Source organism: Amycolatopsis thermophila, from assembly GCF_030814215.1.
Taxonomy (GTDB): domain Bacteria; phylum Actinomycetota; class Actinomycetes; order Mycobacteriales; family Pseudonocardiaceae; genus Amycolatopsis_E; species Amycolatopsis_E thermophila.
This window is the reverse complement of sequence record NZ_JAUSUT010000001.1, coordinates 7,303,695-7,315,124: the sequence shown is the minus strand read 5'-3', so window position 1 is coordinate 7,315,124 and position 11,430 is coordinate 7,303,695. Positions and strand designations below refer to the sequence as shown.

The 11,430-nt window shown below is 73.4% G+C and carries 12 protein-coding genes and 1 pseudogene; 4 read left to right on the top strand and 9 right to left on the bottom strand.

The window, feature by feature from the left end:
* Both FB470_RS35705 and FB470_RS35700 read right to left on the bottom strand, forming a co-directional pair.
* The coding region (locus FB470_RS35705; protein ID WP_306998997.1) for an MSCRAMM family protein at positions 1-663 on the bottom strand (663 nt) is incomplete at its 3' end.
* Entirely contained in the window at positions 660-2,363 is a 1,704-nt protein-coding gene (locus tag FB470_RS35700; protein ID WP_306998995.1) for an MFS transporter, read from the bottom strand. The genes FB470_RS35700 and FB470_RS35705, both read right to left, overlap by 4 nt.
* Before the next feature lie 151 nt (positions 2,364-2,514).
* Here FB470_RS35700 and FB470_RS35695 point away from each other — a divergent pair, with 151 nt between their 5' ends.
* On the top strand, positions 2,515-3,165 hold the full coding sequence (locus tag FB470_RS35695) for a TetR/AcrR family transcriptional regulator (RefSeq protein ID WP_306998993.1): 651 nt from the start codon (positions 2,515-2,517) through the stop codon (positions 3,163-3,165).
* Between the two features lie 29 nt (positions 3,166-3,194).
* On the opposite strand, the gene FB470_RS35690 is transcribed toward FB470_RS35695, so the two are convergent.
* The 4 genes from FB470_RS35690 to FB470_RS35675 are packed head-to-tail and all read right to left on the bottom strand — an operon-like array spanning position 3,195 to position 6,445.
* Entirely contained in the window at positions 3,195-3,926 is a 732-nt protein-coding gene (locus FB470_RS35690; RefSeq protein WP_306998991.1) for an FAD:protein FMN transferase, read from the bottom strand.
* Complete coding sequence (locus tag FB470_RS35685) at positions 3,923-4,345, bottom strand: FMN-binding protein (RefSeq protein ID WP_306998990.1); 423 nt, start codon at positions 4,343-4,345, stop codon at positions 3,923-3,925. The genes FB470_RS35690 and FB470_RS35685 overlap by 4 nt, the downstream gene beginning before the upstream one ends.
* A gap of 4 nt (positions 4,346-4,349) precedes the next feature.
* Complete coding sequence (locus FB470_RS35680; protein WP_306998988.1) at positions 4,350-5,729, bottom strand: ferredoxin reductase family protein; 1,380 nt, start codon at positions 5,727-5,729, stop codon at positions 4,350-4,352.
* Positions 5,726-6,445 (bottom strand): hypothetical protein, encoded by a 720-nt coding sequence (locus tag FB470_RS35675; RefSeq protein ID WP_306998987.1) that lies wholly within the window; start codon positions 6,443-6,445, stop codon positions 5,726-5,728. The genes FB470_RS35680 and FB470_RS35675 overlap by 4 nt, the downstream gene beginning before the upstream one ends.
* 769 nt (positions 6,446-7,214) lie before the next feature.
* On the opposite strand from FB470_RS35675, the gene FB470_RS35670 reads away from it, so the two are divergent.
* Positions 7,215-7,754 (top strand): DUF4865 family protein, encoded by a 540-nt coding sequence (locus FB470_RS35670; RefSeq protein WP_306998985.1) that lies wholly within the window; start codon positions 7,215-7,217, stop codon positions 7,752-7,754.
* 37 nt (positions 7,755-7,791) lie between these two features.
* Here FB470_RS35670 and FB470_RS35665 read toward each other — a convergent pair whose 3' ends face one another.
* From FB470_RS35665 to FB470_RS35655, 3 genes are all read right to left on the bottom strand, one after another.
* Positions 7,792-8,850 (bottom strand): 4-oxalomesaconate tautomerase, encoded by a 1,059-nt coding sequence (locus tag FB470_RS35665; RefSeq protein ID WP_306998982.1) that lies wholly within the window; start codon positions 8,848-8,850, stop codon positions 7,792-7,794.
* A complete protein-coding gene (locus tag FB470_RS35660) occupies positions 8,847-9,554 on the bottom strand; it encodes a 4-carboxy-4-hydroxy-2-oxoadipate aldolase/oxaloacetate decarboxylase (RefSeq protein ID WP_306998980.1) in 708 nt (235 codons plus the stop codon). The genes FB470_RS35665 and FB470_RS35660 overlap by 4 nt, the downstream gene beginning before the upstream one ends.
* Positions 9,555-9,724: 170 nt before the next feature.
* A complete protein-coding gene (locus FB470_RS35655; protein WP_306998978.1) occupies positions 9,725-10,420 on the bottom strand; it encodes a response regulator transcription factor in 696 nt (231 codons plus the stop codon).
* A gap of 195 nt (positions 10,421-10,615) precedes the next feature.
* On the opposite strand from FB470_RS35655, the gene FB470_RS35650 reads away from it, so the two are divergent.
* Entirely contained in the window at positions 10,616-11,299 is a 684-nt protein-coding gene (locus FB470_RS35650) for a hypothetical protein (RefSeq protein WP_306998975.1), read from the top strand.
* Positions 11,300-11,331: 32 nt separating this feature from the next.
* Positions 11,332-11,421, top strand: a pseudogene (locus tag FB470_RS35965) (IS5-like element ISNeu3 family transposase); the annotation flags it as partial.
* Between the last annotated feature and the right edge of the window lie 9 nt (positions 11,422-11,430).

The window sequence follows — 11,430 nt, the reverse complement described above, 5'->3', positions numbered from 1 at the left end:
CTCGAACCGGTACGTGCCGTCCGGGCCGGTGACCGTCGTGGCCACCGTCCGGCCGTGCGCGTCCCGCAGTTCCAGGGCCAGCCCGGCGACGGGACGGCCGTCCGCGGTGACGGTTCCGGTCAGCGTGCTGGAGGAGGCCAGGACCAGGTCGACCTCGTGTTCCCGGCCGTTGCCCAGCGGCACGACCGTGGCCACCGGATCGGCACCCGGGGCGGCGGCGACGAGCGTGACCTCGGCCGCGTCCAGCCCGGTGATCCGGTACCCGCCGTCCGGATCGGACACCGTGCTGGCGATCACCTCGCCGGACGGCCCGACGGCGGTGACCGCGGCGGTGGCGATCGGCCGTCCGCTGTGCCGGTCGCGGACCACGCCGTGCACGCTGGTGGCCGCTTCGAGGGTCACCTCCAGCGGGGTGCCGGGCCCGGTGCCGGCCTCGACCGCCGTCGCGTACGGCTGGAAGCCCGGGCGCGAGACGATCAGCACGTAGGTGCCGGGCACCAGCCCGGTGAGGCGGAAGCCGCCGTCGGCGCCGGTGCGCGCGCGGGAAACCTGCGCGCCGACCCGGTCGGTCAGGGTGAGCGTCGCCTCGGGCAGCGGCCGCTGCCCGCTGCTGACCCGGCCGGTCAGCGCCACCTCGGCGGTCGTGTTGCCGTAGCCGGTCACGCCAGCTCCTTCCGTGGGGTGAGGTCGATGTCGTGCTGCTGGGTCACGCCGGCGCCCACCGGCACGATTTCGTGCACGGCCGGGTGCTCGACGGCCACCAGGGTCAGCGGCTCGTCCGGCAGGGACGCCAGCGCGTATCCGCCGTCGCCGCCCACCGCGGTGCTCGCCGCGACACTGCCGTCGGCGCGGTGCGCGGTGACGGTGACCAGGGCGCCGGTCGTCCCGCTGACGGTGCCCCGCACCGTGCGGCCGGGCGCGGGTGCGACCGGTGCCGCCGCGCGGGCGCGGCGCTTCGCGGGCAGGAAGGCGGCGACGAGCAGGGCGACGAGCGCCGCGCCGGCGCCGATCGCCAGCACCACGCGGAACCCGTTCTGCGACGGCACGGAAACCGGTCCCAGTGAGACCGTCATCTGCGCCAGCACCACGCCCGCGACCGCGCTGGAGGTCGAGGTCCCGATCGAGCGCATCAGCGTGTTGAGGCTGTTCGCCGAGGCGGTTTCCGACACCGGTACCGCGGACATGATCAGGGCGGGCATCGCGCCGTAGGACAGGCCGATCCCGGCGCCGATGACGCAGGAGACGACCAGCAGGTGCCAGACCTCGCCCATCAGCACGATGTTGAGGCCGTAACCGGCGGCGACCACGAGCGCGCCGAGCATCAGCGTGACCTTCGGGCCCGCGGCGCGCGAGATCTTCGCCGACACCGGGGCGGTGGCCATCATGACCAGACCGGACGGCGCCATGATCAGACCCGCCACGAGCATGGTCTGGCCGAGCCCGAACCCGGTCGCCGTGGGCAGCTGGAGCAGCTGTGGCAGCACCAGCGACATCGCGAACATCGCGAACCCGAACACGATCGACGCCAGGTTGGTCAGCAGGACCTGGCGGCGCGCGGTGGTGCGCAGGTCGACCAGCGGCTCCTTCGCGCGCAGCTCCCACCAGCCCCACACCAGCAGCACCACGACGGCGGCCACGAACAGGCCGACGGTCAGCCCGTCACCCCAGCCCCAGTCGGCACCCTTGGAGATCGCCAGCAGCAGGGACAGCAGCGCGACCGACAGGCCGAGCGCGCCGGGCAGGTCGAACCGCCCGCCGGTGCGCACCTTCGACTCCGGCACGAGTGTGGCGACCAGCACGAACGCGACGACGCCCAGGCCCGCCGCCGACCAGAACAGCACGTGCCAGTCGGCGTTCTGGGCGATCAGCGCCGCGGCGGGCAGGCCGAGCGCGCCGCCGACGCCGAGCGAGGCGCTCATCATGGCGGTCGCCGAGCCGAGCTTTTCGGCGGGCAGCTCGTCGCGCATGATGCTGATGCCCAGCGGGATCACGCCCGAGGACAGGCCCTGCAGGACCCGCCCGATGATGATCGGGACGAGGCTGCTGGACAGGCCGCACGTCACCGAGCCCGCCACCAGCAGGATCACGCTGACCAGCAGCATCCGGCGCTTGCCGTACATGTCGCCGAGGCGGCCGACGGTGGGCGTCGCGACGGCGGCGGCCAGCAGCGTGGCCGTGATGGCCCACGCGGTGTCCGCCGACGACGCGCCGAGCAGCTGCGGCAGCTCGGGCACCAGCGGGATGATCAGGGTCTGCATCAGCGAGACCACGATGCCGGTGAACGCCAGCACCGCGACCACGCCGCCGGACCGGGGCGCGCCGGTGGCCGGAGCGCCGGCGTGGCGGGCAGGGGCAGAGGACATTGCCGAAGCCTCCGAGGGGGAGTACCGAGTCTGGCTTAAATCAATCGATTGACTTAGACTAGCAGACCCGGTTAGGGTCGGGGCACGAGATCGGTAAACTGGCCTGCCGTGGGCCGCCCGGCCTGCGCGGACTTCGCGAGCGGTGGTGACGATGACGAGAACGGCGAGGGCCGACCGCGTCACGGCCACGCGGGAGGCGATCCTCACCACGGCGGAACGGCTGTTCGCCGAGCACGGCGTGTACGCGGTGTCCAACCGGCAGATCAGCGAGGCCGCGGGGCAGGGCAACACGGCCGCGGTGGGCTACCACTTCGGCACGAAGGCCGATCTGGTGCGCGAGATCCTGCGCAGGCACACGATCGCGATGGACCGGGTCCGCGACCGGATGGTCGCCGAGGTGGGCGATTCCGGCGAGGTGCGCGACTGGGTCGGCTGCATGGTGCGCCCGGCCACCGAACACCTGGCGGCCCTGGGGAACCCGACGTGGTTCGCGCGGTTCAGCGCCCAGGTGACCACCGACCCCGCGCTGCGCGGCATCATGGCCGACGAAGCGCTGTCATCGCCGTCGATGGTGAAGACGCTCGAGGGCATGAAGCGGTGCCTGCCGGACCTGCCGCCCGAGGTGCGGGCCGAACGCAACGCGATGGCGCGCCAGCTGATGGTGCACATGAACGCCGAACGGGAACGCGCCCTCGCCGACGGAACCCCCACGCCCCGGTCGAACTGGCACGACGCGGCGACCGGTTTGATCGACGCCATCGTCGGCCTCTGGCACGCGCCGGTGACGAAGCCCGGTCGCTGACCGGGACGGCCGTCCGCGGGCGGGCGGGCTCAGCCGACCACCGAGGTGGACCCGTCGGCCCACACGAACAGCCCCCGCCGCCCGGCCCGTCCCCGCAGCCACTCCACGCCGTCGGCGCCGAGCGCGTAAGCCGCGGTCGCCTCGATGTCGGCCCACGTCAGCGATTCCGCCACCACCGTCACCGACGCGACACCCGCGGGCGGCCGCGATGTCCGCCCGTCCACCAGGTGCGCGCCCCGGTGAGCCGTCCCGGACGTCGCGACGGCGCCGCTGAACACCGGCACGACGGCGAGAACCCGTTGCGGGTCATGGGGATCCTCGATCCCGATGCGCCAGGGCGGAGCCGCCGGATCGAGCGTGCGGCACACGACGTCCCCGCCGGCGGACAGGCAGAAGTCCGTCGCCGGCAGGGCACGCAGGTGTTTCGCGGCGCGGTCCGCGGCCCAGCCCTTCACCACGCCGCTGGGGTCCAGTTCCGGGCGCCGGACGCGGAAGGCGCCGCCCGACTCGTGTTCGGCGCGCTCGCCGAGCGCCAGCACCTCCGCGACCTCCGGCGGGCAGTCCGCCACCGCGATCTCGCCCCGGCCCAGCCGGGAGATCACCGAGTCCGGCCGGTAGGTGCTGAACACCTCGTCGACCGCGCGCAGGTCCGCCATCACCGCCGACCACGCCGCCCCGGCCGCCGCGTCGCGGGTGTGCCGCCCGCGCAGCGCGAGGCTGATCGGCATGCCCATCACGTGTTCGACGTAGCGCGCGGTCACCGGCCCGCCTTGTCGAGCGCGCCTTGCAACGACTCCAGGTAGCCCTCGCTGGTCACGGTGGCACCGCTGACCATGTCGATGTCGTCGCTCTGCGCGTTGAGCGTGTCCTGCACCAGGATCGGCAGGGCGTGGTCGTTGATCTCCCGGTCCCGCGAGTTGTTCTCCGGGTACTGCACCACCTTTACGGCGGTGATCTTTCCGTTTTGGACGGTCAGCTGAACCTGCACCGGTCCCCACCGAGTCTGGGCGACCGGGCCGGTGACCGTCGTCGAGCCGGCCGCCGGGGCGGCGCCGGTGCTCGGCGCGGGGGTGGCCACGACGTCCGGGGAGGCCATCGAGCTCGACGTCGAGGTGTGGTAGCCGAACAGCAGCACGAGCACGGTGATCGTGCTGAGGATCCACAGGCTGATGCGTTTCATGCGGTCACCACGCGAAGTTCTCGATGTGGAGCCGTTCGGCGGGCACGCCGGCGGCTTCGGCGGCCCGGCGCACCGAGTCCGCCCAGGGTTCGGGACCGCACACGTACACGTCCCGCTCGGCGATGTCGGGCACCCAGTGGCGCAGGGCGGTGACGTCGTCGGCCGGGACGCCGTCGGCCAGCCACGAGCCCGGCGCGCGGCGGTGGCCCGGCAGCCAGACCAGTCCCAGGCCGCGCTCGGCGGCGAGCACCCGGAACTCGCGGTCGAACAGCGGGCGGCCGGTGAACCGGTGCAGCACCACCGCTTCGCCGGGCGCGTAGTCCAGTCCCTCGGCGAGCGCGCGCATCGGCGTGATGCCGACGCCGGCGCCGATCAGCGCGACCTTCCGGCCGTGCCGGGCGCGTCCGGTGATCCTGCCGAAGGGGCCCTCGAACAGCGCGGGCGTGCCGGGACGCAGGGCCGCGATCCCGGCACTGCCGTCGCCGGACACCTTGACGGTGATGCGCAGGCTCCGCCCGTCCGGCGCGGCGGACAGGGAGTACGGGTTGCCGCGCGTCCAGCCGGCCCGGCGCAGGAAGCGCCAGCCGAAGAACTGCCCGGCCTCCGCGGGGAGCCGGTCGAGGTGCCGGCCGGTCAGGTACACCGAGAACACGCCGTCGCCCTCCTGGACCACGGACGTGACCCGCAGGCGGTGGCGCACGTTCCGCGCGAGCGGCACGCCGATGCGCCAGACCAGCACCGCCGCCGCGGCCGCCGCCCACAGCGTCCACCAGAAGATCGTCCGGGCGGCCGAACCGGTGAACTCCTGACCGGTCCACAGCTGGTGCGGCAGGGCGAGCCCGACACCGAGGTAGGCGTAGAGGTGCAGCAGGTGCCAGGACTCGTACCGCAGGCGCCGCCGGGCGGCGCGGACGCTGGTCACGACGACCATGACCAGGGCCGCGGTGGCGGCGAGGGCCAGCAGCATGCCGGGGTAGGCGGTGACGAGGTCCCAGAAGGTGGCCGGAATCGCGGTCACCTCGCCGGCGGCGTAGCCCCACGTGATGAGCACCAGGTGGGCGAGCAGCAGATCGAACGAGGTCAGGCCGGTGACGCGGTGCAGCCGGGCGAGCCGGTCCTGGCCGAAGGCGCGTTCCAGCACCGGGATGCGGGCCATCAGCAGCACCTGGGCCAGGAGCAGGACCGAGCAGAGGAGGCCGGTGAGCCGTCCGGCGGACGTGAGGCCGGTTTCCCAGCCCGTGAGGTCGCCGAAGCCGCCCCCGGCCGCCCACCAGTAGGCGACGAGTAGGAGGCCCAGCCACAGGGCCCACCCCGCGGCGAGGCGGACCCCGCCGTCGAACCGGGTCCTGCCGTGGTGGCGGGCGAGCGGCGCGATGGCGGTCACGTGCCGGACCCGGTCGCGGCGCGGTGGCCGGTGGTGGTGCCGGTCCCGGTGCCGGTGGTGGTGGTTCGGGCGGTGGTGGCCCGGCTGGTGCCGGTGCCGGTCCCGGTGGTGGCGGCCTGGGCGGTGCCGGTCTGGGTGGTGGTGGCCTGGGCGGTGCCGGTCTGGGTGGTGGTGGCCTGGGCGGTGCCGGTCCGGGTGGCGATGGCCTGGACGAAGGCGCTCTGGGTGGCGGCCTCGGCAGTGCCGGTCTGGGTGGTGGTGGCCTGGCTGATGCCGGTCCCGGCGGCGCCGGTTTCGCTGGTGGTGACCCAGGTGGTGTCGGTGTGGGTGGTGGCGGTCGCCTGGGTGGCGGCGGTTCGGGTGGTGGTGGCCTGGGCGGTGCCGGTCCGGGTGGTGGCGGCGAGGGCGGCGCCGGTGTCGGTGGTGGTCGCCTGGGCGGTGCGGGTTCGGGTGGTGGTGGCCTGGCTGGTGTTGCCCCGGCCGGTCGCGCTCTGGCCGCTGGTGCCCTGCCCGGTCCCGCTCTGGCCGTCCTGGCCGAGGCCGCCTTGGCCGGTGCCGCGCCGACCGCGCTCGCCGAACGGTGGCTGACCGTAGCCGCCCGGGATCCGGTCGAACCGACCGTCGCCGGGGCGAGCGGTGCCGGCAGTCGCCCGGCCGATGGCGAACCCGCCGGCGCCCCCAACGGCGAGCACCGCCACCGCGATCGCCACCGCCACGCCGACGCCGATGGTGCGCCGCGCCCCGGGCGATCGGGCCGCGCCCGGCGGCGGCGTGGGCCCGCCCGGCGACGGTGGCGTCCCTGGGACGGCAACGGGTGAGCCGCCCGGCCCGGAGGCGAACGCTGCGGTGGTGCCGGCTGCCGGTGGTGCGCCCGGGCCGGCCGCGTTTGCCCCGGTTGCCGACGGTGCGTCGGGCGCGGGGGGTGTGGCTGCGGTGGTGCCGGCTGCCGGTGGTGCGCCCGGGCCGGCCGCGCTTGCCCCCGCTGCCGACGGTGCGTCGGGCGCGGGGGGTGTGGCTGCGGTGGTGCCGGCTGCCGGTGACGCGCCCGGGCCGGCCGCATTTGCCCCCGCTGCCGACGGTGCGCCCGGGCCGGCCGCGTTTGCCCCGGCTGCCGACGGTGCGCCGGGCGCGGGGGACGTGCCTGCATGCGCCGCCGGGACGGCCCCGGGTGCCGCGAGCGCGTCGGCCGGTTGTGCGGACTCACCGTCCGCGGGCCGCGATGTGGACGGTTCCCAACGGGAACCGCTGTGTGGTTTTTCGTTTTCTGGCACGGGAATCCTCCTGTCCGGCACCACATGGTGACCGGACAGGCTGAGATCGTCCGTAGGGGAACCTGTGCGCCCGCTATGAGCAGCGCTCGCGGCGGCCGGTAAACCGACTATCACTCTGTACCTACTAGTATGTACAGTACGCTCATGCATGACGCAGCCGGACACCGATACGGCCACGCCGCCTACCGCGGTGAGCAGGTGAACGATGTACGCGATGCAGTATGAGCTGACCCTGCCCGCCGACTACGACATGGGCATCATCCACCACCGCGTCGCCACCCGCGGGCATCGCACGGACGCCTTCCCCGGGCTGGGGCTCAAGGCGTACCTGGTCCGCGAACGGGGCGTGCACGGGTCGCCGGTCAACCAGTACGCGCCGTTCTACCTCTGGCACGACACCGGTGGCATGGCGCGGTTCCTGGTGGGCGGCGGCGGGTTCCAGGGGATCGTCGACGACTTCGGGCGACCCCCGGTGCGGCACTGGACGGGCATCGCCCTCCAGCGGGGGCCCGCACGGCAACCCCGGGCGGCGTCGCGTGAGACGACCCCGTTCACGGAGCTCGGGGACCACCTGGAGCAGCTCGCCGACCTGGCCCGGCGCGACGACGTGCACACCGCCGCGCTGGGCGTCGATCCGTACTCCTGGGAACTGGTGCGCTTCACCCTCTGGGCGCACCCGGGCCCCGGCCGCTACGAGGTGCTGCACCTCTCGTCGCCGCACCTGGACGAGATCCCCCGGGGCCGCCTCTGGTGAACCACACCGGCGGGCCCGCCGGTGCCGTCCGGAGCGTTCAGCTACGGGGAAAAGTGGTGCCGTCGAACAACTTCCGCGCGGTGCGGATGACGGTCGACCGCGCCACGCGCGGACCGGGAGCGAGCTCCACGCCGACGTCCAGGACACCGCTCGGGTGCTCCACGCCGACCGGTTGACCCGGCGGCGGGGCGGCGAACAGCTCCGCACCGGCGGCGCCGTCGAGCATCAGCGCGGTCACCACGCTCACCGCGCCCAGCACACCGATCGACGGGTGCGGGCGCAGCGGGATGAACGTGCGGGTGCAGATCGCGCCGCCGTCGCGCGGCGCGGCCACCAGCGTCGTCTTCGGCACCGACGACCCGCTGGTGTCACCGAGCCCCATCAGCTTCCCGGCCTCCAGGCGCAGCGCCTGGATCCGGTCGGCCAGCTCGCGGTCGGCGGCCAGCTCGTCGACCGGCTCGTAGCCGGTGAGACCGAAATCGGCCGCCCGCGCGACGACGACGGGCATGCCGTTGTCCACACAGGACACCCGGATGCCGCCGATGTCGTCGGCCACGTTGCCGGTGGGCAGCAGGCTGCCGCACACCGACCCCTCGGTCCCGGTGAACTCCAGCTCGACCGGGGCCGCGGTGCCCGGCACGCCGGAGATCGCCGTCGTCCCGCGGTAGTCGACCCGCGCGCCGGGCGTGGCGAACGTCGACACGGCGATGGAGCCGGTGTTGACCATCTTCACGCGCACGCTCGTGGATTCCGCGCCCGCGGGCACCAGACCGCGCTCGACCGCGAACTGCCCGACGCCGGCGAGCAGGTTGCCGCAGGTCTGCTTGTCCGACACCGTCGGCTCCTCGACCCCGAGCTGGAGGAACAGGTAGTCGACATCCCGGTCGCCGCCACCGGCGGGGGAGACGACCGCGACCTTGCTGGTCACCGGCTGCGCGCCGCCCAGCCCGTCGATCTGCCGCGGATCGGGTGTGCCCATGATCCGCATCAGGAGGTCGTCGCGCTCGGCGGGGTCGCGCGGCAGGTCGTCGGCGAGGAAGTAGGCGCCCTTCGACGTGCCCCCGCGCATGAGCATGCAGCGGACACCGGTGCTCATTCGCGCTCCAGCTTCTCGTACTCCTCGGCGGTCACGTACCGCACGCCGAGGTCGGCGAGCTTCTCGCGCAGGCCGTAGCGGTCCAGGCCCAGCTCGCCGCCGCGGAAGGCTTCGCGGGTGGCAGTTTCCTTGTCCTCGCGGGCCTGCGCGGCGCGGATGCCCTCGGCGACCGACGTGCGCGGCACGACCATGACGCCGTCGTCGTCGGCCAGGATCGCGTCGCCGGGGCGGATGGTCTGCCCGCCGATCACGACCGGCACGTTGACCGAGCCGGCGGTGGCCTTCACGGTGCCCTGCGCGCTCACCGCGGCCGCCCACACCGGGAAGTTCATCGCCCGCAGGTCGGCCACGTCCCGCACGCCGGTGTTGATGATCAGCCCCCGGACGCCGCGGTGCTGCAGCGCGGTGGCGAACAGCTCGCCGAACAGGCCGTCACGCGACGGCGACGTGGTCGTGACGACCAGCACGTCGCCGGGGCGGCACTGCTCGACCGCGGCGTGGATCATCAGGTTGTCGCCCGGCCAGCACAGCGCCGTGACCGCGGTGCCGCCGATGCGGGCGCCGTCCTGGATGGGCCGCAGGTCCGGGCCGAGCAGCCCGGTGCGGCCCAGCGCCTCGTGCACGGTCGCGACGCCGAACTTCGCCAGCGCGGCGGCCTCCTCGGCGTTCGCGCGCGGCGGGTCGGTGACGATCACCTTGTTCATCCGGCCTCTCTCCTCCATCACGTCTGCTCACCACAGCATGCTTTTTGGGACCAAAATTGTCAACAATCTTGTGTGCATGATGGGTCGAGTGGGCACGGGCACGCCGCGGCGGCCGAAGCCGGTCCCCGGAGCACGCTGTCCTCCGGGCCGCTACGCGGTGGGCCGGGTGTTCACCCGGTGGCCGGTGCGGGCTCCGCGTCGTCCTCGAGGCGGTAGCCGCTGCCGCGCAGCGTCTGGATGCTCGAGCGGCCGAACGGCACGTCGATCTTCTTGCGCAGGTATCCGACGTACAGCTCGACCGTGTTCACGTTGCCCGCGTACTCCTCGTTCCACACCGCGGCCAGCAACGCCGACTTGCTCACCACGTCGCCCGCGTGGCGCATCAGGAACTCCAGGACCGCGAACTCGCGCTGCGTCAACCGCACCTCGCAGCCGCCGCGGAACACCCGCCGGCGGGCCGGGTCGAGGACGAGGTCACCGGCGCGCAGCTGGGTGGGCCGTGGCGGAGCGCTCCGCCGCCACAGGGCCCGCAACCGCGCCGGGAGTACCACCATCGAGAACGGCTTGCGCAGGAAGTCGTCGGCCCCGAGGTCGAAGGCGTCCGCCTCGTCGTACTCCCCGTCCTTGGCGGTGAGCACGACCACCGGTGTCCAGACGTGCGCCATCCGCAACCGCCGGAGCACCTCGTACCCGGAAATCCCGGGCAGTAACAGATCCAGAATGATCACGTCGTAATCACCGGTGACCGCTTCGTGCAGGCCGGTGTATCCGTCGCGCGCGATCTTCACCGCGAGCCCCTCGGGGCGCAGCCCTTCGGTGAGCATTTCGCCGCACCGCCGGTCGTCGTCGATCAACAAAGCGCGCATCGTTTTCCCCTCCTGTCAAGGGAAAGATCGGCACCGCCGGAAGCGGTGTTACGCACATTTCATTGCCTCGCGCGACGATCGTGCCTAGATTTCCGTCGATAACGCGCAGATCACGAACGTCGAGTGAAACCGGATGAACAGATTGTGATGTCAGGGGCGAGAATTCTGCTGGGCGCCGCCACGGGTGCGGTGGTCGTGGGACTGTGTACGGGAGTGGCCGCGGCGTGGCACACGTCGGCCCAGGACGTGGCGGCGCCACCGCCACCGCCACCGCGGGCGAGCGGCGCGCCCGCCGTCGCCTCCTCGAGCGTGACCCCGGAGCCGACCCCCGCCCCGCCACCGGTGACCACGCTCCCGGCGTTGCCGAAACCGGCGCCACCGAAACCGGCGACGCCACCGGCGTCCACCACGTCCCCGCCGCCGTCCGCCTCGTCCCGGCCGTCCACCACGAAGACCACTCCACCGCCGCTGGTCGGGGCACCCAACGCCCGCGGGCTGATCACGTTCTACGCGGCCGCCGACAACGACCCGCCGGGCAGTCGTGAGATCGCCTACCCGGGGACGGTGCACCAGCGGGCCGGCGGCACCGGCACCTTCACCGACCCCCTCACGTTCGCGGCCGAGGCGGGGCAGTTCGCGCCCGGCACCAAAATCTACGTGCCGGCGGTGCGGCGGTACTTCGTGCTGGAGGACACCTGCGCCACCTGCTCGGGATCGCACATCGACCTGTGGGCCGGCCCGGCCACCGACCAGGGGGTGGTCGCGTGCGAGGAGAGCCTGACCCGTGACGGCGCGCAGCCCTACCAGGTCGACCCGCCGCCCGGCCTGCCGACCGCGCCCGGCGACCTCTACACCGGGGGCCGCTGCTACCCGGCTTAGGTCGTGGCCGGTGATTGATCTAGCTGCGGTTCTCGTGGCGTGGTCTGCCCGAGCGGTATGGGCCGTGGAAGACGGCGCACGAGCGGTTGCGGTTGCGGACCGCCGATGGCACCTGGCAGAAAGACGCCAAG

Coding starts and splice junctions, on each gene's coding strand:
- FB470_RS35695 (WP_306998993.1), top strand. CDS start 2,515: ATGACGAGAACGGCGAGGGCCGACCGCGTCACGGCCACGCGGGAGGCG.
- FB470_RS35655 (WP_306998978.1), bottom strand. CDS start 10,420: ATGCGCGCTTTGTTGATCGACGACGACCGGCGGTGCGGCGAAATGCTC.
- FB470_RS35700 (WP_306998995.1), bottom strand. CDS start 2,363: ATGTCCTCTGCCCCTGCCCGCCACGCCGGCGCTCCGGCCACCGGCGCG.
- FB470_RS35660 (WP_306998980.1), bottom strand. CDS start 9,554: ATGAACAAGGTGATCGTCACCGACCCGCCGCGCGCGAACGCCGAGGAG.
- FB470_RS35670 (WP_306998985.1), top strand. CDS start 7,215: ATGCAGTATGAGCTGACCCTGCCCGCCGACTACGACATGGGCATCATC.
- FB470_RS35665 (WP_306998982.1), bottom strand. CDS start 8,850: ATGAGCACCGGTGTCCGCTGCATGCTCATGCGCGGGGGCACGTCGAAG.
- FB470_RS35685 (WP_306998990.1), bottom strand. CDS start 4,345: ATGAAACGCATCAGCCTGTGGATCCTCAGCACGATCACCGTGCTCGTG.